21 protein-coding genes are annotated in these 24,663 nt (G+C 39.6%); 5 read left to right on the forward strand and 16 right to left on the reverse strand.

Annotation, left to right across the window (positions count from 1 at the left end; genetic code table 11):
- Positions 1-34 precede the first annotated feature (34 nt).
- A complete protein-coding gene (locus FTV32_RS03400; RefSeq protein ID WP_180027938.1) occupies positions 35-826 on the forward strand; it encodes an RnfABCDGE type electron transport complex subunit B in 792 nt (263 codons plus the stop codon).
- Entirely contained in the window at positions 827-1,528 is a 702-nt protein-coding gene (nth, locus tag FTV32_RS03405; protein ID WP_035268485.1) for an endonuclease III, read from the forward strand. It abuts the gene before it with no gap.
- On the opposite strand, the gene FTV32_RS03410 is transcribed toward nth, so the two are convergent.
- The 4 genes from FTV32_RS03410 to FTV32_RS03425 all read right to left on the reverse strand — a co-directional run bounded on the left by FTV32_RS03410 (position 1,525) and on the right by FTV32_RS03425 (position 4,384).
- Positions 1,525-1,677 carry a hypothetical protein gene (locus tag FTV32_RS03410; protein WP_171076785.1) on the reverse strand — a complete coding sequence of 51 codons (153 nt, stop codon included), beginning with the start codon at positions 1,675-1,677 and terminating at the stop codon, positions 1,525-1,527. The two genes, nth and FTV32_RS03410, sit on opposite strands and share 4 nt — an antisense overlap.
- Before the next feature lie 75 nt (positions 1,678-1,752).
- Entirely contained in the window at positions 1,753-2,412 is a 660-nt protein-coding gene (adk, locus tag FTV32_RS03415; RefSeq protein ID WP_035268488.1) for an adenylate kinase, read from the reverse strand.
- A 75-nt stretch (positions 2,413-2,487) separates the two neighbouring features.
- On the reverse strand, positions 2,488-3,804 hold the full coding sequence (locus tag FTV32_RS03420; protein WP_035268489.1) for a membrane protein: 1,317 nt from the start codon (positions 3,802-3,804) through the stop codon (positions 2,488-2,490).
- A gap of 64 nt (positions 3,805-3,868) precedes the next feature.
- Entirely contained in the window at positions 3,869-4,384 is a 516-nt protein-coding gene (locus FTV32_RS03425) for a hypothetical protein (RefSeq protein ID WP_035268492.1), read from the reverse strand.
- A 236-nt stretch (positions 4,385-4,620) separates the two neighbouring features.
- Between FTV32_RS03425 and mrdA the strand changes: the two genes are divergently transcribed.
- Both mrdA and rsmD read left to right on the forward strand, forming a co-directional pair.
- The gene (gene mrdA, locus FTV32_RS03430; RefSeq protein ID WP_180027939.1) at positions 4,621-6,702 is read left to right on the forward strand and encodes a penicillin-binding protein 2; all 2,082 of its coding nucleotides are present in this window, start codon (positions 4,621-4,623) and stop codon (positions 6,700-6,702) included.
- A complete protein-coding gene (gene rsmD, locus FTV32_RS03435) occupies positions 6,703-7,254 on the forward strand; it encodes a 16S rRNA (guanine(966)-N(2))-methyltransferase RsmD (protein ID WP_035268497.1) in 552 nt (183 codons plus the stop codon). It begins immediately after the preceding gene.
- Between the two features lie 4 nt (positions 7,255-7,258).
- On the opposite strand, the gene FTV32_RS03440 is transcribed toward rsmD, so the two are convergent.
- From FTV32_RS03440 to sdhC, 10 genes are all read right to left on the reverse strand, one after another.
- Positions 7,259-7,738, reverse strand: a complete 480-nt coding sequence (locus FTV32_RS03440; protein ID WP_051586602.1) for a hypothetical protein — start codon at positions 7,736-7,738, stop codon at positions 7,259-7,261.
- A gap of 77 nt (positions 7,739-7,815) precedes the next feature.
- Complete coding sequence (sucD, locus tag FTV32_RS03445; RefSeq protein ID WP_035268498.1) at positions 7,816-8,706, reverse strand: succinate--CoA ligase subunit alpha; 891 nt, start codon at positions 8,704-8,706, stop codon at positions 7,816-7,818.
- Between the two features lie 12 nt (positions 8,707-8,718).
- Positions 8,719-9,885 carry an ADP-forming succinate--CoA ligase subunit beta gene (gene sucC, locus FTV32_RS03450; RefSeq protein WP_035268500.1) on the reverse strand — a complete coding sequence of 389 codons (1,167 nt, stop codon included), beginning with the start codon at positions 9,883-9,885 and terminating at the stop codon, positions 8,719-8,721.
- Between the two features lie 167 nt (positions 9,886-10,052).
- Positions 10,053-11,486, reverse strand: coding sequence for a dihydrolipoyl dehydrogenase (gene lpdA, locus FTV32_RS03455; protein WP_035268502.1), 1,434 nt, complete (start codon positions 11,484-11,486; stop codon positions 10,053-10,055).
- A 60-nt stretch (positions 11,487-11,546) separates the two neighbouring features.
- Positions 11,547-12,767, reverse strand: coding sequence for a 2-oxoglutarate dehydrogenase complex dihydrolipoyllysine-residue succinyltransferase (gene odhB / locus FTV32_RS03460; RefSeq protein ID WP_035268505.1), 1,221 nt, complete (start codon positions 12,765-12,767; stop codon positions 11,547-11,549).
- 17 nt (positions 12,768-12,784) lie between these two features.
- Positions 12,785-15,607 carry a 2-oxoglutarate dehydrogenase E1 component gene (locus FTV32_RS03465; protein ID WP_035268518.1) on the reverse strand — a complete coding sequence of 941 codons (2,823 nt, stop codon included), beginning with the start codon at positions 15,605-15,607 and terminating at the stop codon, positions 12,785-12,787.
- A gap of 738 nt (positions 15,608-16,345) precedes the next feature.
- A complete protein-coding gene (locus tag FTV32_RS03470) occupies positions 16,346-17,056 on the reverse strand; it encodes a succinate dehydrogenase iron-sulfur subunit (RefSeq protein WP_035268507.1) in 711 nt (236 codons plus the stop codon).
- Positions 17,057-17,070: 14 nt separating this feature from the next.
- On the reverse strand, positions 17,071-18,969 hold the full coding sequence (sdhA, locus tag FTV32_RS03475) for a succinate dehydrogenase flavoprotein subunit (RefSeq protein ID WP_035268510.1): 1,899 nt from the start codon (positions 18,967-18,969) through the stop codon (positions 17,071-17,073).
- A gap of 12 nt (positions 18,970-18,981) precedes the next feature.
- Entirely contained in the window at positions 18,982-19,347 is a 366-nt protein-coding gene (sdhD, locus tag FTV32_RS03480) for a succinate dehydrogenase, hydrophobic membrane anchor protein (RefSeq protein ID WP_035268511.1), read from the reverse strand.
- Positions 19,347-19,745: a succinate dehydrogenase, cytochrome b556 subunit gene (sdhC, locus tag FTV32_RS03485; RefSeq protein ID WP_179997761.1), complete on the reverse strand. Its 399-nt coding sequence runs from the start codon at positions 19,743-19,745 to the stop codon at positions 19,347-19,349. The genes sdhD and sdhC overlap by 1 nt, the downstream gene beginning before the upstream one ends.
- A gap of 1,041 nt (positions 19,746-20,786) precedes the next feature.
- On the opposite strand from sdhC, the gene gltA reads away from it, so the two are divergent.
- Positions 20,787-22,061, forward strand: coding sequence for a citrate synthase (gene gltA / locus FTV32_RS03490; protein WP_035269948.1), 1,275 nt, complete (start codon positions 20,787-20,789; stop codon positions 22,059-22,061).
- 155 nt (positions 22,062-22,216) lie between these two features.
- Here gltA and FTV32_RS03495 read toward each other — a convergent pair whose 3' ends face one another.
- Together FTV32_RS03495 and FTV32_RS03500 are read right to left on the reverse strand one after the other, a co-directional pair.
- Positions 22,217-23,794 carry an NAD(P)/FAD-dependent oxidoreductase gene (locus tag FTV32_RS03495; RefSeq protein WP_180027940.1) on the reverse strand — a complete coding sequence of 526 codons (1,578 nt, stop codon included), beginning with the start codon at positions 23,792-23,794 and terminating at the stop codon, positions 22,217-22,219.
- A gap of 15 nt (positions 23,795-23,809) precedes the next feature.
- Positions 23,810-24,655: an SDR family NAD(P)-dependent oxidoreductase gene (locus FTV32_RS03500; protein ID WP_180027941.1), complete on the reverse strand. Its 846-nt coding sequence runs from the start codon at positions 24,653-24,655 to the stop codon at positions 23,810-23,812.
- Positions 24,656-24,663: the final 8 nt, after the last annotated feature.

Consider the following 24,663-nt stretch of genomic DNA (forward strand, 5'->3'; position numbering starts at 1 on the left):
GATCTCCTTTTCGCTTGATTAAGTTTTAACGTACATGCACGCACAAATCTCATTGATACAACAAGTTGATGCTTTCCTACCTCAAACCCAATGTGGTCTATGTGGCCACCGTGATGGTTGTTTACCTTATGCTAAAGCTATTGTAGAAGGAGAAGACGCGAATAAATGTGTCCCTGGCGGTCAACCTGTTGCTGACGCAATTGCTCACTTACTGAATCGCCCTAAGCTTAAAGCTGAAGAAAGCGTTTGGCCAATTCAATCTGATGGTCGCCCACAGCGTATGAAAGCGATCATACGTGAAGACGAGTGTATTGGTTGCACTAAATGCATCAGTGCTTGCCCTGTAGATGCCATCATTGGATCAGGAAAGTTAATGCATACTGTGTTAACTGATCTTTGTACTGGATGCGAATTATGTATACCACCTTGTCCAGTTGACTGTATCGATCTTGTTGAAGATTTACAGCCCATACCAAATGAGCAAGCCCGCATCCTAGAACAAAATGATCTTAGAAATCGTTATTATGCTCATATTCAACGTGAGGAAAATCGCAGTCTTCATCGCAAAGGTCCTGTCGTTAAAGCTGAAATTGATACTGCGCTTTTTGCTCAATTTTCAAAACAATTACAATCAGTACCTACTATTCAAACGATAAAAAAAACAGCGCTTCATAAGACATTAGATGCAAAATCTACAATCGAACTTGCCAAATTACGTACACAAATTAAAAAGCTTGAAAAACAACTTGCTGTACGTGAGAGTGTCGATAAGCAAGAGCAACTCAATACTTTATATGAAAAACTCAATTCAATTGAGGGTGTTTAAATGAACGTTAAAACACCTAAAACTGTAAAAAACATGACAAAAAAGCAAATTCAAATTTTTTTTGAAAGATTAAGAGCTCAACGCCCAAACCCTAAAACAGAGCTGAATTATTCTTCACCCTTTGAGTTGTTAGTTGCTGTGACCTTATCAGCACAAGCCACTGATGTAAGCGTAAATAAGGCCACAGATAAGCTTTTCCCTGTAGCAAACACACCTGAAGCAATCTATGCCTTAGGTGTAGAAGGATTAAAATCTTATATTAAAACAATAGGTCTCTATAACTCTAAAGCTGAAAATGTCATCAAAGCTTGTGAAATATTGATTAAACAACACAACAGTATTGTTCCTCACAACCGCGCTGATTTAGAAGCACTTCCGGGCGTAGGTCGAAAAACTGCAAATGTGGTATTAAATACCGCTTTTGGTCAACCAACCATGGCCGTTGATACCCACATCTTTCGATTAGGTAATCGTACTGGACTTGCGGTAGGAAAAAATGTACTCGAAGTTGAACACCGTCTAGTTAAAGTGATTCCAAAAGAGTTTATTGTAGACGCTCATCATTGGTTAATTTTACATGGACGTTATTGCTGTATTGCGCGGAGGCCAAAGTGCAATGAGTGTGTTGTGAGTGATGTGTGCAACTGGCCTGAACGTTTCGAATATGGAGCGACAAGACAGATCGATTTAAAACAGGTTTAACGATCAAGAGATTTTTTTTGATCTTTTTTCTCTTTATCTAATTTCATCTGTTTTTGACTATCGCGAAGTAATTTAAAACTTATAAATACCAAAAAAGACAATACTGCCAAGCATGCAAGCATCAATAAAATAATGGCAATATTTTGCACTTGTTTACCTTCACATCATAAAAAAGAAGCCCTAATATGACTTAGGGCTTCTTTTTTGTCAAAGCTGAATAATGGTTATTTAGTTTGATCTAAAATTGCAAAAAGTTCTTTTTGAACTTCTTCAATAGGACGAAGTCCATTCAACTTATCATACGTTGGCGCATTTTCACCTGAAGCTGCACGCCCTTGGTAAAAGCCAACCAACTGTTCAGTTTCAGTATGATACGAACCTAAGCGCTTACGAATTGTTTCTTCTTGGTCATCTGGACGCTGAACTAAATCTTCACCAGTTTCATCATCTTTGCCTTCCACTTTTGGTGGGTTGTAGACGATATGATAAACACGACCTGATGCTGGATGTTGGCGACGACCCGATAAGCGTTTAACGATTTCTTCATCAGGCACATCAATTTCGATCACGTGATCAATATCAATGCCTTCTTTTTCCAAAGCTTCAGCTTGAGGAATCGTACGAGGGAAACCATCAAAGATACAACCATTTGCACAATCTGGTTGTGCAATACGCTCTTTAACCAGACCAATAATCAGTTCGTCAGAAACTAGACCACCATTGTCCATAACAGATTTTGCCTGTAGACCGAGTTCAGTTCCTTCACGAATTGCAGCACGGAGCATATCACCGGTTGAAATTTGTGGGACATTGTAGCGCTTGCAGATCAACTGAGCTTGAGTACCTTTACCTGCTCCAGGTGGTCCGAGTAATATAATGCGCATAAATAAACATCCTCATTTTAACTATATCGACGATACTTGGTTAATGTCTTTGGTAGGCACCAATCCAGCATCTATTTATAAGAAAGCCACAAATAAATGAATCAGACCCGCGAAGAAACCTGTTACCCCACCTAGCACAATTAAGATCCATTCGTCTTCCTGGAATGCAGGACGTAATAGATTTTGAAACTCGCGCGGCGTTAATTCACGGATACGTTCTTTAAACATTTGATAGATTTTCTGTGCGCGGCTCGCATTAAAAGCTGGGTCGCATACAGGCACCATCGTAATTTCAATTGAGCGATCGATCAAGTCTGTCTTGAGTTTTGCATACTCTTTTGGACCTAAAGATAGCTGTAATGATGTACGAACCAATGGTGTTTCCATGATTTCATTGATATGACGTTTAACAATACGGCGTGTTTTGTCTTTTTTTCCACCATACATCATTTCCATCATAATAGATTTCAATGTAATCAAATCTTCAGTCACTACACGGGCAAATACATCAGATACTTCTTCTTGGCGCTTCATAAACGCACCTTGAATATTATAAGAACCAATGCGTGGAATGACAGGTTTTATCCAAGGGAATTTACGATCTTTCGTTAATTCAAAGAATTGTGGATAACGTATATAGTGTGGTTCAACTGGATTAAATACCATCCAAATTGCAATCCAATTTGTTAAAAAGCCCCAAATTGCTGCCCAGAATGGTACAGTCCAATGCCAAGGCACCACAAACCAAACGATCATTTGGAAGATACCGAAGAACATACCGATTAATGCACTGATATGCCAAATGAAGTTAATTTCTTTTTGACCCACTTTTAGGAACATATTGACCATCAATTGACGGTCGCCTTCCATTTGACTCACTACCATCGCACGCATATCCACGAGCGACTCAACATTTAAAGTTAATTCGGTTACGAGCTCTTTCAAAACATTTGGAAGTTGCTTATGTGCTTGCGCATAAATACGTCTCTTGATTGAGTAAGGTAAGTTTTCCCATAGAACCGCATTGCGATCCATCATCACTTCATCAATTAAGTGCTCTAACTCAAAGCCAACCTGTTCACCAATGATACGAGCAGTATCCTCGGGATCCATCGCATCTAAGAACTCTCGTAAGGAGCCAAGTTTTGATAGTGTATTGTCGGTAATAATACCCGATATACGTCCTGCCTTACGTGGAACAATTCCTTGCCATCCCACCGGAAGCGGACCTAAGTGAAAACCCCAAAACTTAATTGGATAAAACACCATCTTGAGTGCCATCCAGACGTGAGCCCAAGTCACAAATGCGGTTACTGGGATAATACTCAGTACTGCATAAAAATCAGGTCGATTGACGAAGGCTTGCCACAAATCACTCACATATCCAAACATTCATGACTCTCATATTCATATATCTAATTGCAGTCGAACTTGAGGTATAAAACCATAAAGCTTTCTAAAATCCTACACTTAAGGTGTAAGCAAACTGTAGTTCTGGTTTAGTTTCAAAAATCACTTGGTTTCCTTGCGTGATTTCCTCTCCTGCTTTTATCCCTACACTAAATGTACTAATTCTTTCTTTATTCAGCATGACATATGATAAATCTATACCACCACCGAGTTGAGATTCCTTTTCACCATTGACTGTTTTTGATTTTAGATGACCAGCAAATGCACCTAAATAAAATCCATTTAAGTCCTTAGTTCCGAGAATTATTGGGTAACGAAAACCGACTTGAGCACCCACATCGTGGTCGTCATTTAAGAAAGCGCCAAGCTTTCCGTATCCAATACCGTATGGAGTGACGTATTCTAAATTCCCATGCGCTAACCGTTGTGTAACACCAGCACCCACATTTATTTTAGAAAATTGTTCTGGTTTCAATTTTGCTTCAGGATAAAACGATGAAAAATCTGCGTATGCTAAATTCCCTACCCACATCATGACAGCAAAGGAAACGATTTTTCTCATTATTTTCTCCATTCTCTCAAACTGAGAACAATATTATTATTCATCCATAGTGCTTCGACTTTAACAGAATAATTTTCGTTCTTATATACAACAAGCTTTAAAATTAGTGTCTATTTGGTCAAATTTTAATTTTTATAACATACGAACTATTTATTAATTTTTCAAATTTTATAGTTAATCTGAGTTAAAATACTTTGATATAAAGTCAGCTTTTACCCGCAAAAAAGTAAAGATCTATGAAGCAGCAGTTCCCACTGAAGAATGTACAACAAGAAAAGCGAATTTTTCGCAGTCGAGTGGTGTTTGCTATTTGCGTGGTAATCTTTTTTTTAATTGTTCTATTGTCTCGATATGCTTATTTGCAAATTGTGCATTACGACCAGTTTAAAGATGCATCGGACAAAAACCGAATTCGTTTACAACCGATTTCCCCTGCCCGCGGTTATATTTTTGATCGTAACGGCATTCTACTGGCTGACAATTATCCAGTTTTTACGGCTACATTAAGTAAAGCGGATGTACCTGATATTGAAGATACAGTAGAACGCCTTAGAAAGATTATTGACTTGAGCGAAGAAGACATCGAACGCTTCATGAGTCGTGTGAAAACCGCAAAAAAGACTGAACGTGTCACGCTTAAACTAAACTTAACTGAAACAGATATCGCTAAATTTAGTGAAGTAAAGTTTAAATTTCCTGGTGTTTCTATTGAAACCCAAATGACGCGTTATTACCCGCATGGTGAATTATTTGCCCATGTTATTGGGTATGTCGGTCGTATTAACGATAAAGAACTCAAAAGCATTGATAAAGATGCTTACGCAGGTACAAACCTGATCGGTAAAATTGGTGTAGAAAAATTTTATGAAGACCTGTTGCATGGCTCACCTGGCTTTGAGTCTATTGAGACAGATGCTTTCGGTAATGTCTTACGGAAATTAGGGCGTAAAGATTCTGTACGCGGTAATGACCTCTATTTATCACTTGATTATGGTCTCCAAACAGTAGCTGCTGAGCAACTTGCGGGGCGTCGTGGTGCAATTGTTGCAATGGATCCACGTACAGGTGAAATTTTGGCACTCGTTTCGAGTCCAAGTTTCAACCCAAATTTATTCGTGACTGGTATCAGTCATACAGACTATAGTGCGCTGCGTGACAATTTAGATCAGCCGTTGTATAACCGCGCAGTTCAAGGGACTTATCCACCAGGTTCTACCATTAAGCCTATGGCTGCATTAGGGGGTATTCACTACGGTATTGTCGATTGGTCAACTGCTATTTCAGATCCAGGTTATTTCCACTTACCAGGAGATTCTCACAAATTCCGCGACTGGAAAAAAACGGGGCATGGTGTAGTCAATATGCACAAGTCCATTGTTGTCTCATGTGATACTTACTATTACGTTCTTTCTTACCAGATGGGGATCGATCGTATGAACACATGGATGCGTCAGTTTGGATTTGGTGAGAAAACAGGTGTAGACCTTCCTAGCGAAAGTACAGGATTGTATCCTTCGCCAGAATGGAAAATGCGTACTCGCAATTCTAAATGGCTCAAAGGGGAAACAATCTCAGTCAGTATTGGGCAAGGTGCGTTCACTTCTACCCCCTTGCAACTTGCGATGGCAACTGCAATTACTGCAAATCATGGCGCCCATGTTACACCGCATGTATTACGTGAAACCAAAGGAACAAAGCAATTCAAAGTCCACAATGCACCAGATTATAAAATTGCCTTCAATGGTACTGATGAAGATTGGATTAAGATGCGTGATGCCATGGTGGATGTGATCCAATCTGGAACAGGTAAAGGGATTCGTGGTGGACTGCAATATCAAATTGCGGGTAAAACAGGTACCGCTCAGGTCAAGAGTATTGCGCAAGGTAAAAAGTATAACGAAGCTTTATTAACTGAACGTCAACTCGATCACGGCTTATTTGTAGGCTTCGCCCCTGCCGACAACCCAGAAATAGCGATTGCAGTGATATGGGAAAATGGTCGTGGAGGTTCAGGAGCAACCGCGCTCGCACGTCCTGTATTAGATTATTGGTTACTCCATCGTGATCGTAAGCCAATAAAGCCGATGAATCATGTTGTCAGCGGCGGCTTAATGACAGCAGGCATTAAGCCTGGTGAATTACCTAGCGGATCTAGTAATTTATCAGCCGATCCAAATGCACTTCCTCGTGAACTCCAAACATCACGTAACAGCAACAGTGCAACGAATGCAACGAATGCAACGAATGCAACGAATGCAACGAATGCAACGAATGCAACGAATGCAAACACTGACACTCAACGTAACACGAGTCAATAAATGAAAAATCAACTCCGCATCATTGGTGGTGAATGGAAACGCCGTGTATTACCTTTTGCCACTATTGAGGGTTTAAGACCAACACCAGATCGTGTACGCGAAACTTTATTTAATTGGTTAATGTGGGATATTCAACAAGCGCAGGTGCTAGATGTTTGCGCTGGATCTGGTGCATTAGGTTTTGAAGCGCTATCTCGAGGGGCAGCTCATGTCACGATGATCGAACCTAATTTAGAGCAAAATAAATTTTTAAAATCAAACTTAGCGCTTTTAAATGTGAATAATGCAAAACTGATTCAAAGCACTGCCCAAATCGCGCTAAAGCAACTCTCAAACAATCAATTCGATGTAGTTTTTTTAGATCCTCCCTATAGTTTAAATCTTTGGGAGGAGTTGGCTTCATTGATTGACCCAAAACTCAAAGCAGATGCATTTATTTATGTCGAAGCCGATCAACCATTGTCATCACTTAATCTACCTTCTTCATGGCACCTCATAAAAGAAACCAAAGCTGGAACAGTTAAATCAGGCCTTTATCGAAAAATAGATTAGACATTTAAAATGTCTGATTCCAAAAAATCCGAATCAATCTGCCTCGATCGTAGGGAAACGAGGATAAAAACTCGTACCCTATCGTTTGATTCTGTTTCAGCAAATACTCAACACCATATCCAAACGTAATGCTTAATTGTTCCAGATTTGATAAGTCAAAATGACCTGTATCAAGTTTATTCTTCAATTCATTCCGATCAAAAGCCGTGAAATTAAAAAATTGAATACGTTCGGATTGAAAAATTGAATGCGTCAATACATCAAATCTCGAATATTCTTTCTCATTTAATTCTGCAATCTTGGTCTGTTCACTATTTAAATCTTCTATGGCAGGCTCATAGTGAAGTTCTTGCTGAGCTTCAAAAAAATTAAAAATGAGATTTTGATCATTCGTATTTTCATCATGATCCAAGGAATTCGCGTGAACAGCAGAAATTGAAAAAAACATCAAAGCTTGTAAATAAAGTTTTAAATTTTGAATCATATTAATTTTACGTTTCTATATCTTATTATTATGCATGAAAAAAAGCCTCCACTCAGGAGGCTTTTTTACTTAAAGCATTAAGCTAGACCTTTTTCTTTAAGTACTTCTAGCATCGTTGAACCAAGTTCAGCTGGGCTACGTGTATATGCCATTCCAGCACGTTCAAACGCAGCGAATTTTTCTTCTGCCGTGCCTTTACCACCTGAAATAATAGCACCAGCATGACCCATTCGCTTACCTTTCGGTGCAGTCACACCAGCAATATAACCAACAACAGGTTTGGTCACATTTGATTGGATATATTCTGCCGCTTCTTCTTCAGCTGTACCACCAATCTCACCAATCATAATAATTGCATCTGTGTCTGGATCATCTTGGAACAGTTTCAAAGCATCAATCTGATTCATACCAGGGATTGGATCTCCACCAATACCAATACACGTTGATTGACCTAATCCTAACTTCGTAGTTTGTGCAACAGCTTCATAGGTCAACGTACCTGAACGCGAAATAATACCGATTCGTCCTGGCTGATGAATATGTCCTGGCATAATACCAATCTTACATTCACCCGGCGTGATAACACCTGGACAGTTTGGACCCACTAAGCGAGTGCCATTTCCATTGGTTTCTAGATAGCGTTTCGCTTTCAGCATATCAATGGTTGGTACACCTTCAGTGATAACAACAATCAGTCCAACGCCAGAGTCAACTGCTTCAACGATAGAATCCAATACAAATGGTGCAGGAACGTAAATGACCGATGCATCAGCACCAGTCTCTTTCACTGCATCTTTCATTGTATTGAATACAGGTAGATTTAAATGAGTTTGACCGCCTTTACCTGGAGTCACACCACCCACAACCTTAGTACCATAAGCCAAAGCTTGTTCTGAGTGGAATGTACCATTTTTACCCGTAAAGCCCTGTACCAATACTTTAGTGTCTTTATTAATTAATACGCTCATGATTGATACTCCTTATGCTTTTACTGCAGCAACAATTTTTTCTGCGGCATCAGATAAGCCGTTTGCAGAAATTAGTTTAAGACCAGATTCATCAAGTAATTTTGCACCTAGTTCTGCATTATTCCCTTCTAAGCGAACAACAACAGGCACTGTTACATTTACTTCTTGAACCGCTGCAATAATTGCTTCAGCAATCATGTCACAACGCACAATACCACCGAAGATATTGATCAGCACACCTTGTACTGACTGATCCGCTAAAATGATCTTGAATGCTTCAATTACACGCTCTTTGGTTGCGCCACCACCTACATCCAAGAAGTTTGCTGGTTGACCACCATAGAGTTTAATGATGTCCATGGTTGCCATTGCAAGACCTGCTCCATTCACCATACAACCAATATTACCTTCTAAAGCAACATAGTTAAGGTCAAACTCAGATGCCTTGAGCTCACGCTCATTTTCTTGCGATTTATCTCTTAAAGCAGAAACTTCTGGCAAACGATATAAAGCATTCGAATCAATACCGACCTTGGCATCAACACACAAAATTTCACCATTTTCACGGACTGACAATGGATTAATTTCAAACAATGCGAAATCATTTTCTACGAACGCTTGATAAGCTGCAGACATAATTTTAACAAATTGATTAATCTGTTTATCTTTCAGCTCTAAAGCAAAAGCGACTTCACGAGCTTGGAAAGGAAGTAAGCCAACCAATGGATCTACTTCAACTTTAATAATTTTTTCTGGAGTTTCTTCAGCGACTTTTTCAATTTCGACACCACCTTCAGTAGAAGCCATGAAAGTAATACGACGTGATGAACGATCAACAACTGCGCCTAAATACAATTCACGCTCAACTGGATAGACATCTTCTGCAACGAGTACACTGTTAACTGGTTGCCCATTTGCATCCGTTTGATATGTAACTAAACGAGTACCAATAATTTGCGAAGCATATTCTTTTGCTTCATCAGCTGACTTAACGACTTTAACGCCGCCAGCTTTTCCACGCCCACCGGCATGTACTTGTGCTTTCATAACAGCGAATTTGCCGCCTAGCTGTTCAAATGCTTTTACTGCTTCCTCTGCATTTGTAGCGATGATGCCTTCCTGAACTGGCATACCATATTTTTTTAACAGCGATTTCGCCTGATACTCGTGTAAATTCATTGTTTTACCTTTTACTACTTTTCACTTTTTATGACACACCAATATTTAAACTTCCTTCGCAATAAATATTGGCATTTATTAAATTTAGTATTCTATTTTTAGATGATTATTCAAACAAAAACAACCACCAAATGCAAAAAGAGCGGCCTCAGCCGCTCTTTTTTGTGTTATTTACGTTTACGCTGAATCGCGTGAATTGCTCGCCCATCTACTGCTAGCGCAGCCTCATGAACTACTTCAGAGAATGTTGGGTGACCAAATGTCATTAATTGAAGATCTTCAACGCTTGATACAAATTCAAGTGCGATCATGCCTTGGTGAACGATATCGGACGCAGCAGGTCCAATCACGTGCATACCAAGCAAACGATCCGTTTTAGCGTCAGCAACAAATTTCACGAAACCAGCATTTTCTCCAGCTGCCATCGCACGACCATTCGCTGCGAAACCAAATTGACCTGTTTTAACTTCGTGACCTTTTTCTTTAGCTTGTTCTTCTGTTAAACCAACCCACGCCGCTTCAGGGTGTGTATAAATCACAGAAATAATCGTGTCATAGTTCACTTGAGCTGCGTGACCATGAATACGTTCAACAGCCATTACGCCTTCTTCCATTGCTTTATGTGCAAGCATTGGACCACGTACTAAGTCACCAATTGCATATACACCTTCAACAGAAGTTGCACACCAATCATTTACTTCAACCAAACCACGTTCAGTAAGTTTAATGCCTGAATCTTCTGCTAATAAACCTTCTGCATACGCTTTACGACCCACGCAAACGATCAATTTGTCGAAAGTCTGAGTTTTGTCTTCGCCACCTTGAGTGTACTTAACTGTCACTTCACGACCATTGATTTCTGTACCAGCTACTTTTGCGCCAACACGAATATCAAGACCTTGCTTAGTTAATACTTTTTGGTAATCTTTTGCCAAAGCTTTATCAGCCATTGGTAAAAATGCATCCATTGCTTCAAAAACAACAACTTCTGCACCCAAACGACGCCATACTGATCCAAGTTCAAGACCAATGACACCTGCACCAATTACACCTAAACGCTTAGGTACTTCTTGGAATTCAAGCGCGCCAGTAGAATCGACGATAAGATCTTGATCTACAGGAGCAACAGGAATATTTACAGGAACAGAACCAGAGGCAAGAATGACATATTTAGGTTCTAAAATTTGAGTTTCACCTTCATGTGGAACAAACTCAACTTTTTTACCAGCTAATAATTTACCTGTACCCTGCAACCATTCAATGCCGTTACCTTTCAACAGGCCATCAATACCCATTGTAAGTTGGTTAACGATTTTATCTTTACGAGCAAGTAATTTTTGAAGATCGAATTTCACTTCGCCCGTTGTAATACCATGATCATCTAAATGATGAACAGTATCTTCATAACGATGTGAAGAATCTAAAAGTGCTTTAGATGGGATACAACCCACGTTCAAGCAAGTACCACCTAATGATGGTTTTCCTTTATGAATACGCTTTTCAATACACGCAACTTTGAAACCCAGTTGTGCTGCACGAATAGCAGCTTCATAACCACCTGGACCACCGCCGATTACTACTAAATCAAATTGTTGAGACATTCTTCTCTCCAAAAATGGGCCTAGAGGATCGCTCTAAGCCCATGGATTTATTCTTTAGAATTAAAGATCAAGGATAAGTTTAGCTGGTTCTTCTAACAATTCTTTGATTGTTACAAGGAAACCTACTGCTTCTTTACCATCAATTAAACGGTGGTCATAAGAAAGCGCTAAATACATCATTGGTAAGATTTCAACTTGACCATTTACCGCCATTGGACGCTCTTGGATTTTATGCATACCCAAAATTGCAGTTTGTGGCGTATTTAAAATTGGTGTTGAAAGCAATGAACCGAAAGTACCGCCATTAGTGATCGTGAATGTACCACCTGTCATGTCTTCAATGCCCAGCTTACCATCACGTGCTTTGAATGCGTAATCACGGATACCATTTTCAACTTCAGCATAGTTCATGCGATCAGTATCACGTAATACTGGAACTACTAAACCACGGTCAGAAGATACCGCTACACCGATGTCATAGTAACCGTGATAAACGATATCATCACCATCAATTGAAGCATTTACAGCTGGGTAGCGTTTAAGTGCTTCAGTTGCAGCTTTAACAAAGAATGACATAAAGCCTAAACGAGCACCATGACGCTTTTCAAAAGCATCTTTGTACTGAGCGCGCATGTCCATGATTGGCTTCATGTTGACTTCGTTGAACGTCGTTAACATTGCTGTTTCTTGCGTTGCAGCAAGTAAACGCTCAGCCACACGCTTACGAAGACGTGTCATAGGAACACGTTTTTCAATACGCTCACCTACAGCTACGCTTAATGGTGCAGCAGCAGGAGCAGCAGGTTTAGATTGGTGATTCGCCACATCTTCTTTAGTGATACGGCCACCACGACCTGTACCTGAAACTTCTGATGCATTAATACCAGTTTCAGTTAATGCCTTACGAACAGCTGGAGCTTGGTCTTGAACAGGAGCTTGAGCACGTTCAACAACAGGAGCAGCACCCGCTTCTGTAGCAGCAGCAGCTTGCTCAACTTTCTCTTCAGATTGAACAGCTTGAGTTTGAGAAGCACCTGAAACAGCACCTGCTTCAAATGTAGCAATTACTTCATCAGAAAGAACTGTGTCGCCTTCACCTTTGATGATATTTGCAATCGTACCATCTGCAGGAGCAACAACTTCAAGTACAACTTTATCCGTTTCGATATCACAGATCACTTCGTCACGTGATACCGCTTCACCTGGTTGTTTGTGCCAAGTTGCAATTGTTCCGTCTGCAACTGACTCTGGGAATACCGGTGCTTTAATTTCGGTTGCCATTCTTAAGATTCTCCTGATTATTCTGCTACGATCGCAAGCGCTTCGTTAACGAGTTGTGCTTGTTGTTTTGCATGTAAATATGGTGAGCCACAAGCCGGTGCAGCAGATGCTTCACGTCCTGCATAGCTGATTTGAATTTGTTGACCTGACTTCATAACACCTTCGTATAAACGTGGTGCGATGAATAACCATGCGCCTTGGTTCTTCGGTTCTTCTTGCGCCCAAACAAGCTCTTTCATATTTGGATATTGTGCAAGTACTTCCGCTAAACGTGCTTCTGGATATGGGTACAATTGTTCAACACGAACAATAGCAGTGTTGTTCAATTCATTTTCACGACGTTTTTCAAGTAAATCGTAATAAACCTTACCACCGCAAAGCACTACACGAGTCACATCCAACTTATTAATGTTATCAACTTCATCAATCACGGTTTGGAAAGTACCGTTCGCCAATTCATCAAGATTAGATACCGCTAATTTGTGACGTAATAATGACTTTGGAGACATGATAATCATTGGTTTACGAATTGGGCGAATCGCCTGACGACGTAAAGCATGGAAAATCTGTGCAGGAGTTGTAGGCGTCATCACTTGCATGTTTTCTTCAGCACATAGCTGTAAGAAACGCTCTAAACGTGCAGATGAGTGTTCTGGGCCTTGACCTTCAAAACCATGTGGAAGAAGCATCGTTAAACCACAAACGCGCTCCCACTTTGTCTCACCAGAAGCAATGAATTGGTCAATAACAACTTGAGCACAGTTCGCGAAGTCACCAAATTGTGCTTCCCAAATAATTAAGCTCTTAGGTAGAGTTGTTGCATAACCATATTCGAATGCCAATACTGCCATTTCAGACAATAATGAGTCATAAATCGCTGTACGCGGTTGATTTTCTTTAATATGGCAAAGTGGAATATACGTCGAACCGTCTACTTGGTTATGAAGCTTCGCATGACGATGCGAGAATGTACCACGACCAACATCTTCACCAGTTAAACGAACAAGATAACCCTCGTCCAATAACGAAGCATAAGCTAGAGTCTCAGCTGCACCCCAGTTCAATGGCATTTCACCAGTTTGCATTTTAAGACGATCATCGATCACCTTAGAAACTTGACGCTGCATCACGAAGCCTTCAGGAAGCTCACGCATTTTGCGACCAAGTTCTTTTAAACGCTCTTCAGGGAAAGTAGTATCCCAAACGTCAGTGTATTCGTGACCTAAGTATGGCGTCCAGTCAACGAACATTTTTTTATTCGGTTCAAGTACAAGTGCATTCGCAACATGTTTACCTGCTTCTAAATCAGCACGGTAATCTTCGATCATCTGATCTGCAGTCGCACGATCAATTACACCTTCTTGTACTAATTTGTCAGCATATAATGCACGAGTCGTCGTTTTCTTATTAATGACTTGATACATCATTGGCTGAGTTGCTGCTGGCTCATCTGCTTCATTGTGACCGCGACGACGGTAACAGAACATATCGATAACAACGTCTTTACGGAAAGTATGACGGAAATCATGCGCAAGTTGAGCAACAAACAATACAGCTTCAGGATCATCACCATTCACATGGAAGATTGGTGCCTGAATCATTTTCGCGATATCAGTACAGTATTCAGTAGAACGTGCATCACGTGGATCTGATGTTGTAAAACCAACTTGGTTATTGACAACAATATGAACTGTACCACCTACCGTATAACCACGTGTTTGTGACATTTGGAAGGTTTCTTGGTTCACACCTTGACCAGCAAATGCAGCATCACCATGTACAATTACGGGTAATACGTCATCACCACCAATGTCTTTACGACGAACTTGACGAGCACGTACTGAACCTTCAACTACAGGCCCTACGATTTCTAAGTGTGATGGGTTAAATGCCAATGCCAAATGAACTTCGCCACCTGGAGTCATTACGTTTGACGAGAAACCTTGGTGATACTTAACGTCACCAGAACCTTTCTTGTGAAGTGATTTACCTTCAAATTCACCGAAAAGATCTGCTGGGTTTTTACCCATGATATTGACAAGCAAGTTGAGACGACCACGGTGTGGCATACCGATCACAACTTCTTTACATCCCACAGAACCTGCGCGTTGAATAACAGCATCAACCATCGGAATGAAAGATTCACCGCCTTCCACACCAAAGCGCTTAGCGCCAACATACTTATTGCCTAAGTATTTCTCTAAGCCTTCAGCTGCAGTTAAACGTTCAAGAACATGTTTCTTTTGTTCTGCTGAAAAACCAAATTGACCTTTCACACCTTCAAGACGTTGTTGAATCCAACGTTTCTCTTTAGTGTCAACAATGTGCATATATTCAACACCAATAGAAGCGCAATACGTCGCCTCCATCGCATTGACCATTTCACCTAAAGTTGCTTCAGTTTTGCCAATTGCAAGATTACCTGTATTGAATACAGTATCTAAGTCAGATTTGGTTAAACCATGAGCCGCTAGATCAAGATCAGGCACTTCTTCTCGTTTTGCCAAACCTAATGGATCTAATTTTGCTTTTTGATGACCGCGGTTACGGTATGCAGCGATTAATTGTAATACGCCAATCTGACGACGCTCGTGCTCAGAACTAACTGAACTTTGAACGACAGGCTGAATACGGTTTGAGTTACGACCCAATAAAAGGAATTGCTCACGTACATTGCTGTGTGGTTGATCCCCTTTTGGGAACTTACCAAAGTATTCTTGCCAATCAGCACCGACTGATTCTGGAGCAACTAAATACTGCTCATAAAGTTCTTCAATATACGCTGCACTGTCAGCGGAAAGTTCAGTGTCAAGACGCAATGCGTCAGCAACTTCTTGCATTTGTGGACCCATTTCCTATTGCAAAACATTACAGGGAGCTTTCTAAGCTCGCCCATGATTGATAATGCCAAATCGGTAAATTGACATTCACCCATCTGGTACAAAAGACCATGGGGCGTATAGCATTAGAGAGTTTCTAATACCAATGACGAATCATAACGCCCTCATTGGCATCATCACTCATCTTTATACTCGATAAAATTACCGAGCAATTTTTGCAAATTGACTTAGAAAAAAATAAAAATATTAGTCTTTTCTAAAGCAACTTTTCAATTTGATTATCCCTGCTTTCAGCTTAACACCAAACCACCAAAATGTTGATTTAATGTACAGATTGAATAATATTCATGCTAAAAATTTTGTTCAAATCCTACCATGAACTTCACTTCAAACTGATTTTATTGACACATACCATTCATAAATTAGCTAAATACAACTATAAACCATTGAGATAATATAAGGTGCATTTAGATAAATTCTATTAAAATTCATAATTATTAGACTAAAGCCTAAAATTATAGATTTAAATACATGCAACTTGGATCATAAAACCGATATCTTAACATTTTAAAAAGATATTTGCAGATGCAAAACGTTTTCATTTATCCCTAAAGTGCATATTTTTTTATGATTGGGGCAAATCTAACCACTTCAACCAAAATATCTCGAAAACTAAATTTAACATCAAGTTTTGATTAAAAAAAAAGCACACCTAAGTGTGCTTTTTTTGGAACAGCATTATCCAGCTTGATCTAACAACATGCTACGAATGTGACCAATCGCTTTTGTTGGATTTAGACCTTTAGGGCATACTGATACACAGTTCATGATACCTTTACAACGGAATAAACTGAAAGGATCGTCTAAACGAGCCAAACGGTCTTGAGTTGCAGTATCACGCGAATCAATAATGAAACGATATGCATTCAACAATGCTGAAGGACCCAAGAATTTATCAGGGTTCCACCAGAATGATGGGCAAGACGTTGAACAACATGCACAAAGAATACATTCATACAAACCATCAAGATGCTCACGCTCTTCTGGAGATTGTAAACGCTCTTTAGGTGGTGCAGGTTGATTATTAATCAAGAACGGTTGAATTTTGTCGTACTGATCATAGAACTGATTCATGTCTACAACCAAGTCTTTGATTACTGGAAGACCTGGTAATGGACGAATAGTAATTACTTCTGGCAAATCGTTTAGGTTCCAAAGACACGCTAAACCATTTTTACCATTGATGTTTACACCATCTGAACCACAAATACCTTCACGGCATGAACGACGGAACGTTAAAGTTTCGTCTTGAACTTTCAATGCAAGTAGCGCATCAAGCAACATACGGTGCTTATCAGTCAACTCAAGCTTGAATGTTTGCATGTACGGTGCTTTATCCTTATCAGGATCGTAGCGGTAGATATTAAATGTACGAGTACCTCTACTCATCTTACTTCTCCCAATTAGAATGTACGTGGTTTAGGTGGAATAGCATCAACTGATAAAGGCTTGTAACGTACTGGCTTGTACTCAAGACGGTTATCAGCAGAGAACCATAAAGTATGCTTCATCCACTCATCATCACGACGGCCGTAAGGATATGCTGGATGATCTGGAGATTCTTCAAAATCTACAACAGTATGCGCACCACGACATTCTTTACGTGCAGCAGCAGAGATTAAGGTTGCTTTTGCAACTTCGTATAAGTTTTCCACTTCAAGTGCTTCAATACGCGCAGTATTAAATACTTTTGATTTGTCTTTTAAGTGGATATTACGGATACGAGGCTCAAGTGCAAGAATCTCTTTCACACCTTTTTCAAGAAGTTCAGTTGTACGGAATACACCAGCATGATCTTGAACGATATCGCGAATTGCATCAGCAACTTCTTGCGCATTCTCACCAGAAGTTGACTCATCTAAGCGACGGATACGCTCAACAGTTTGCTGAAGCACAGTTGTTGGAAGCGGCGCATATTCATCACCGTGATGCTTAGTCACATAGTCAATGATATGTTCGCCAGCAGCTTTACCAAATACAACTAAGTCAAGCAATGAGTTTGTACCTAAACGGTTAGCACCATGTACAGACACACATGAACATTCGCCAATCGCATAGAAACCTTTCACTGGTTTAGTGAAATTGCGATCCGCAGCATTGGTAGAATAAGTATCGCTGTCTTTGTCGTAATGTGCTTCTAGCGGAGTAGTTTCACGCGATTCAGGAACAACAACTTGACCATGAATGTTAGTTGGAATACCACCCATTTGGTAATGGATTGTTGGCACAACAGGAATTGGCTCTTTTGTGATGTCAACGTTCGCGAACTTCTTACCAATCTCAAATACAGATGGAAGACGTTTCATGATCGTATCAGCACCCAAGTGCGTCATATCAAGAAGGATATAATCACCTTTAGGACCACAACCACGGCCTTCTTTGATCTCTTGGTCCATAGAGCGTGATACGAAGTCACGTGGTGCTAAGTCTTTCAAAGTTGGAGCATAACGCTCCATGAACGGTTCGCCGTCTTTGTTACGAAGGATTGCACCTTCACCACGACAACCTTCAGTTAACAATACGCCTGCGCCTGCAACACCCGTTGGGTGGAATTGCCAGAATTCCATATCTTGTAATGGAATACCTGCACGAGCAGCCATACCAAGACCGTCACCAGTGTTGATATATGCGTTTGTAGATGCGCGGTAAACACGACCAGCACCACCCGTTGCGAACAATGTTGCTTTCGCTTGGAATACTGCAATTTTACCTGTTTCTTGGTCAATTGCTGTAACACCAAGTACATCACCTGCTTCATTACGGATCAAATCAAGCGCGATCCATTCTACGAAGAATTGTGTACCCATTTTCACGTTGCTTTGATAAAGCGTGTGAAGAAGTGCGTGACCTGTACGGTCGGCAGCAGCACAAGCACGAGGAACAGCTTTTTCACCATAGTTCGCAGAGTGACCACCGAATGGACGTTGGTAAATTGTGCCGTCAGCGTTACGATCAAATGGCATACCTAGATGTTCAAGTTCATATACAACTTGTGGCGCTTCACGAGTCATAAACTCAATTGCGTCTTGGTCACCTAACCAGTCAGAACCTTTTACTGTGTCATAGAAATGGTAGTGCCAGTTATCTTCTTGCATGTTACCAAGAGAAGCACCAATACCACCCTGTGCAGCTACAGTGTGAGAACGCGTTGGGAATACTTTAGTCAATACCGCAACTTTCAAACCAGCTTGAGCAAGTTGGTAAGAAGCACGCATACCAGAACCACCACCACCAACGATGACAGCATCGAAAGTTTCGTGTGGAATATTTGTATAATCTTCTTTAGGGTTTATAGCGCCCATGATTGTTTCCTATCAATTCGCCCAAAAAATCTGGATTGCCCAGATCGCATATGCAAATACAGCAATAATAACTGCTGAAGTCAGTACAAGGCGTAAACCTGATGCTGATGGACCCATTTGACGAGTCGTCACATAGTCAGTGAATACTTGCCACATACCAATCCATGCGTGTGCAACAAGAGATAAGACTGCCAATAAAGATAAAATCTTCATCGGTAATGTCATCATAAAGCCGTACCACTGTTCGAAGTTGAAACCACCATTACAAAGGATCCAACCAAACACCACAACAGTATAAACAGCTAAAACTACAGCACTTACACGCTGGATAAACCAATCGCGAGAACCTGAACCCGTTAAACCAGTAGCACTTTTCATTAGAGTACGATCCATACAAATGATGCAACGATACCAATTGCAGATAAAATTAATGCGATTGTTGCTGCTACACGACCACTTTGTAACTCTTCAGCGATACCCATATCAGCAAGCAAATGCTTGATACCTGCGATGAAGTGGTAGATTAAGCCAGCGACAAATACCCATACGATGAAGCGCACGATAAAGCTATCAAAAATAGCTTGAACTTGTGCAAAGCCCTCAGGAGAAGACAATGATTTGTCTAAGATCCATAAAAGAACTGGTACGAGTAAAAATACGATGACACCTGAAAGACGGTGTAAAATAGATGCAATAGCCACAGGGGATTTTAAGTTTACGTCTAAAACTTGACCCATGGACAAATTGACAGGTCTGTTGCTTTTCACAGCGGGCATCCTGTAGTTAAAAACTCCATCCGGAGTTTGTTGGAATTAATTCGAAGGAAAGCTGGCATTTGTTAGACAAATAAATTGTCTAAACCTTTATACGACACGGAATTATAAAACGTGCAATTTCAAATTACAAACCTACGAAGCAGGCGTCAACCATAAAATATTTTTAAATAAGAATCATTTACATCTACTTTCTTACAGTTAAGTCATCTCTCCATTTAAATACAAACACTAAGCCATTAATATTTATATCAATTTATTTTAATTTAGTGTTACTGAACTCAAATGTTCGATTTGTCTTAATTAGACTAAAGCACAACTCACTACAAAAATATATTTTTTTAAGAAATATAATATTTATTTTATTTTTCAAAAACTTAAATAAAATTAATTCTCAAATAATTTGTACTTTTAAAACTAATTAGAAAAATGAATATTGCTCACATGGTCATTGTTTTTTTATCTAATTGAATTGAGTAATTTCAAATGTAAAAAAGGATAAAAATCATATGCACTTATAAATTAATTACAAAATGAACTTCATTTTCTAATGTTGAGCTCACCACTTAAAATGTAATGAAACATTATAAATTAGACACTTTTTAATCAATTAGTAAATAAAGTGAAAAAAAAAATTTCATTGTCATTATTGGTCTATTTATTCAGTCTATCATCTTAAAAAAACAGACAAATTCTATAAACAATCGCTTTTCACAACCTTTAACATATTGATAAAAGGTATTAATAATCAAGCATTACTTGGTTTAAATCATCAAAATATGCACGTTTTTGTCTTTTTTTTTATGCCACTACCGTTGAAATTGTCTTATTATACGGCGGCGCTAGTGAAAAGCAGATAAATTCCTACTGATTAACTGAGTTTAGAACCAGTCACTTTAGGTCGTCATTTTTATCCATAAGTATAATTGACAATTTTTGACTACTCACTAAGCTTAGAGCAAATTTTGAAACCGTCTAACTCACGGATTACAACAGATTATTTCGGGTTAGATAAAACATTCACCAGGACAGGAGATCTATTGAATGTCTGAAGCAACTGGCAAAAAAGCCGTATTACAGCTTGATGGCAAAGAAATTGAATTACCAATTTACAGCGGCACATTGGGCCCAGATGTAATCGACGTTAAAGATGTATTGGCCGCAGGTCACTTCACTTTTGATCCTGGTTTTATGGCTACAGCGTCTTGCGAGTCTAAAATCACATTTATCGATGGTAATAAAGGTGTTCTATTACACCGTGGTTATCCAATCGACCAACTAGCTACTAAAGCTGATTATTTAGAAACTTGCTACTTATTATTAAATGGTGAGCTTCCTACAGCTGAGCAAAAAGAAGAGTTTGACGCTAAAGTTCGTAACCACACTATGGTTCACGATCAAGTTAGCCGCTTCTATAACGGTTTCCGCCGTGATGCACACCCTATGGCGATTATGGTTGGTGTTGTTGGTGCGTTATCAGCGTTCTATCACAACAACCTTGATATCGAAAATGTTGATCACCGTGAAATTACTGCGATCCGTTTGATTGCTAAAATTCCTACCCTTGCTGCGTGGAGCTACAAGTATACTGTTGGTCAACCATTCGTTTACCCACGTAATGACTTAAGCTATGCAGAAAACTTCTTGTACATGATGTTTGCTACTCCAGCAGATCGTGATTACAAAGTTAACCCTATTCTTGCAAAAGCAATGGATCGTATCTTCACGCTTCATGCTGACCATGAACAAAATGCTTCTACGTCTACAGTACGTTTAGCTGGTTCTACTGGTGCTAATCCGTATGCATGTATCGCTGCTGGTATCTCTGCACTTTGGGGCCCTGCTCACGGTGGTGCAAACGAAGCTGTTCTTAAGATGCTTGATGAAATCGGCTCTGTAGAAAACGTTGCTGGCTTCATGGAAAAAGTGAAGACTAAAGAAGTTAAACTTATGGGCTTCGGTCACCGTGTTTATAAAAACTTCGATCCACGTGCTAAAGTAATGAAAGAAACTTGTGATGAAGTTCTTGGTGCTTTAGGTATCAATGATCCACAGTTAGCTTTAGCAATGGAATTGGAGCGTATCGCACTTTCTGATGAATACTTCATCAAGCGTAACCTTTATCCAAACGTTGACTTCTATTCAGGTATCATCCTTAAAGCGATTGGTATCCCAACAGAAATGTTCACTGTAATCTTCGCACTTGCACGTACTGTTGGTTGGATCAGCCACTGGTTAGAAATGCACAGCGGCCCATACAAGATCGGACGTCCTCGTCAGCTTTACACTGGCGAAGTTCAACGCGATATCGTTCGTTAATTCGAACTACGTCGACAGTCAAAAAACCACCCTTTGGGTGGTTTTTTATTATCTGATTAACAACAAAATATTGTTTTCAGCCCTGATGAAATACAAACCTCGTATATATAGAATATCTACAAACAAAAAAAGCCTGATTAAATCAGGCTTTTTGATCAGTGTTGTGAATAATGATCCAAGTTTAATGAGCTTAACTGCTGTTTTAATTTTGCAAGAGACCATGGCCATGCTGCAAAGTTACGACCATTTTCATCCAAATAGTAACTCTTACAGCCACCTGCATTAAATACACTGGTTTTAAGATGTTTTTGAACCAATTGATTATGTCGCTTAACAACGTCGTCTTTAATCACAAGCTTGTTAATATTTTGCTTTTTGATCTTTAGTAGGCCATCAAGAATATAATCTAATTGAGCTTCAGCAATACCAATAAATGAGTCATAAACCAGAATATTTGGTCCTAACACCAAAAATGCATTTGGTACATTGGTAATACTTGCACCTAAATAAGCTTCTGGTGAACTATTTTTCCAGCGATCCGCTAAGAGCTTCCCATCCATATCATAAATGCGCTTACCAATTGGCGGATGCGATACCTCAAAACCCGTACCCCAAATGATGACATCTACTTCATGACGCTCACCATTGGCCGCAACAACCGTATTCCCATCAATCTCAACCAACCCCTCATTGATTAGTTTCACATTATCTTGTTGCAATGCTGGATAATAATTGTTGGCAAATAAAAGACGTTTACAACCAATATCAAAATTTGGTGTGACTTTTTTTCTTAATTCATCATCTTGAATTTGCAACTTCAATAATTGTTTGCTTAAGAAATTCACAGGTTTCAGCACTTTTGGATTACGCAAACCAAAGTTAATGCCATTTAAAATTTGGGCAATACTGCTCCGCCAAGTGGATTGAATAACGGGAAATTTCTGGATCAGTGATTTCGCTTGATCATTCAAATTCATATCAGCTTTTGGCAAAACCCAAGGTGCTGTACGCTGAAACACAAAGAGTTCTTTCGCTAATGGCTGAACCTGAGGAATAAATTGAATCGCTGAAGCACCTGTACCAATAACAGCAATACGTTTACCTTTAAGATCGTACTCATGATTCCATCTTGCAGAGTGAAACATTTCCCCCTTGAAACTTTCTATGCCCTTAATTTTTGGAAATGATGGCTCAGTAATGGGTCCCGTTGTAAAGATTACCGTTTTTGCTAGATACTTTCCTTGAGAAGTTTCTAACGACCACTGCGCCTTCTCGTTATCCCAACGTGCTGCTTTTAATTCATGATTAAATTGGATTTTTTCATTCAGTTGATGCTTCTCAACCACTTCCTCAAGATAACTTAAGATTTCTGGCTGCTTGGCAAACAAATGACTCCATTTGTGACTTGGCGAAAAGGAAAAAGAATATAAGGCTGAAGGAACATCACATCCACATCCTGGATAATTATTATCGCGCCATGTACCACCAACTCGGTTCGCTTTTTCCAGCACAATGTAGTCGCGATATCCTGCCTGATTCATTTTATATGCCGCAGCGATACCGGAAATACCTGCACCAACAACAATCGTGTCATACACCTTTTGTGATTGTTCGACTTTAAGTTCTTTATCTGCGTTATTTTTTTTCTTTACTTTTACTTCTGCTTTTTCAGATTGATCAGCAGTTTGAATTTTTAAATCTGCATTGCTCTCTAATTCGTTATCGAGTGTCATTCTTTTATCTCTCTATTATTTTACAAAACGCTTAAACCATGGATAACCCACACCTAACATTTTGGTATATAAGGTCGGTGAAGCACGCTTCATCAACCAAAATAATTTCGCGTCTGGTTGTGGAATCGTATAAAGAATGCCTTTATCTAAATTGTTTAAGGTTTTTTGTGCAACTTGATCGCTTGTGACAAATGCATGATTCTGCAATAAATCATCCGCTAAACCCGAGTAATTGGAAGGTAATCGCCCATTCTTCATAATATTAGTAGGTACTAAAGTTGGGCAAAGCACATTCACACGGATATTATCTTGATGTAGTTCTGCAGATAACGTTTCAGATAATGCAAGTACACTAGATTTCGTCACGTTATAAGCTGTCATTTCAGGTGCAGCTGTAAATCCTGCTGCTGAAGCAACATTAATAATTGCCCCATAACCTTGTTGTTTAAACTTCGGTACAAAAAAGTGGCAACCATGAATCACGCCCCATAAATTGACATGCATACACCATTGCCAATCTTCTAGTGTCATCTCATCAAACTTACCACCTAACCCCACGCCAGCATTATTAATCACTAGTGTCACAGGATGATTAAAAAGGTTTTCTGCTTGATTCGCCACTCGCTCAACATCTTCCTTTTTTCCCACATCGCAGGATTCAGCAAATGCTTTTTGCCCTGTGGTCTGAGAAATCAGCTGAACAGTTTCTTCAGCTGCAGCTAAATTAATATCAGCACACACCACTTGACCACCACGTTTTGCAATTTCCAATGCAAAACTGCGTCCAATACCACTTCCCGCACCCGTTACCACAGCATAAGCCTGATGGCTCGGTTTAATTTTCTTCTTAAAAAAAAGCATGAACTATC

Origin of the sequence: Acinetobacter sp. YH16032 (assembly GCF_013417345.1) — a bacterium.
GTDB lineage: Bacteria > Pseudomonadota > Gammaproteobacteria > Pseudomonadales > Moraxellaceae > Acinetobacter.

Excerpts from the sequence above, each read along its gene's own strand:
- sucD (WP_035268498.1), bottom strand. The coding sequence starts at position 8,706 with ATGAGCGTATTAATTAATAAAGACACTAAAGTATTGGTACAGGGCTTT.
- mrdA (WP_180027939.1), top strand. The coding sequence starts at position 4,621 with ATGAAGCAGCAGTTCCCACTGAAGAATGTACAACAAGAAAAGCGAATT.
- FTV32_RS03465 (WP_035268518.1), bottom strand. The coding sequence starts at position 15,607 with ATGCAAGAAGTTGCTGACGCATTGCGTCTTGACACTGAACTTTCCGCT.
- lpdA (WP_035268502.1), bottom strand. The coding sequence starts at position 11,486 with ATGTCTCAACAATTTGATTTAGTAGTAATCGGCGGTGGTCCAGGTGGT.
- odhB (WP_035268505.1), bottom strand. The coding sequence starts at position 12,767 with ATGGCAACCGAAATTAAAGCACCGGTATTCCCAGAGTCAGTTGCAGAC.
- FTV32_RS03425 (WP_035268492.1), bottom strand. The coding sequence starts at position 4,384 with ATGAGAAAAATCGTTTCCTTTGCTGTCATGATGTGGGTAGGGAATTTA.
- FTV32_RS03495 (WP_180027940.1), bottom strand. The coding sequence starts at position 23,794 with ATGACACTCGATAACGAATTAGAGAGCAATGCAGATTTAAAAATTCAA.
- FTV32_RS03500 (WP_180027941.1), bottom strand. The coding sequence starts at position 24,655 with ATGCTTTTTTTTAAGAAGAAAATTAAACCGAGCCATCAGGCTTATGCT.
- sdhC (WP_179997761.1), bottom strand. The coding sequence starts at position 19,745 with ATGCCCGCTGTGAAAAGCAACAGACCTGTCAATTTGTCCATGGGTCAA.
- nth (WP_035268485.1), top strand. The coding sequence starts at position 827 with ATGAACGTTAAAACACCTAAAACTGTAAAAAACATGACAAAAAAGCAA.
- FTV32_RS03420 (WP_035268489.1), bottom strand. The coding sequence starts at position 3,804 with ATGTTTGGATATGTGAGTGATTTGTGGCAAGCCTTCGTCAATCGACCT.
- FTV32_RS03470 (WP_035268507.1), bottom strand. The coding sequence starts at position 17,056 with ATGAGTAGAGGTACTCGTACATTTAATATCTACCGCTACGATCCTGAT.
- gltA (WP_035269948.1), top strand. The coding sequence starts at position 20,787 with ATGTCTGAAGCAACTGGCAAAAAAGCCGTATTACAGCTTGATGGCAAA.
- sdhD (WP_035268511.1), bottom strand. The coding sequence starts at position 19,347 with ATGAAAAGTGCTACTGGTTTAACGGGTTCAGGTTCTCGCGATTGGTTT.
- FTV32_RS03400 (WP_180027938.1), top strand. The coding sequence starts at position 35 with ATGCACGCACAAATCTCATTGATACAACAAGTTGATGCTTTCCTACCT.
- rsmD (WP_035268497.1), top strand. The coding sequence starts at position 6,703 with ATGAAAAATCAACTCCGCATCATTGGTGGTGAATGGAAACGCCGTGTA.
- adk (WP_035268488.1), bottom strand. The coding sequence starts at position 2,412 with ATGCGCATTATATTACTCGGACCACCTGGAGCAGGTAAAGGTACTCAA.
- sucC (WP_035268500.1), bottom strand. The coding sequence starts at position 9,885 with ATGAATTTACACGAGTATCAGGCGAAATCGCTGTTAAAAAAATATGGT.
- sdhA (WP_035268510.1), bottom strand. The coding sequence starts at position 18,969 with ATGGGCGCTATAAACCCTAAAGAAGATTATACAAATATTCCACACGAA.
- FTV32_RS03440 (WP_051586602.1), bottom strand. The coding sequence starts at position 7,738 with ATGATTCAAAATTTAAAACTTTATTTACAAGCTTTGATGTTTTTTTCA.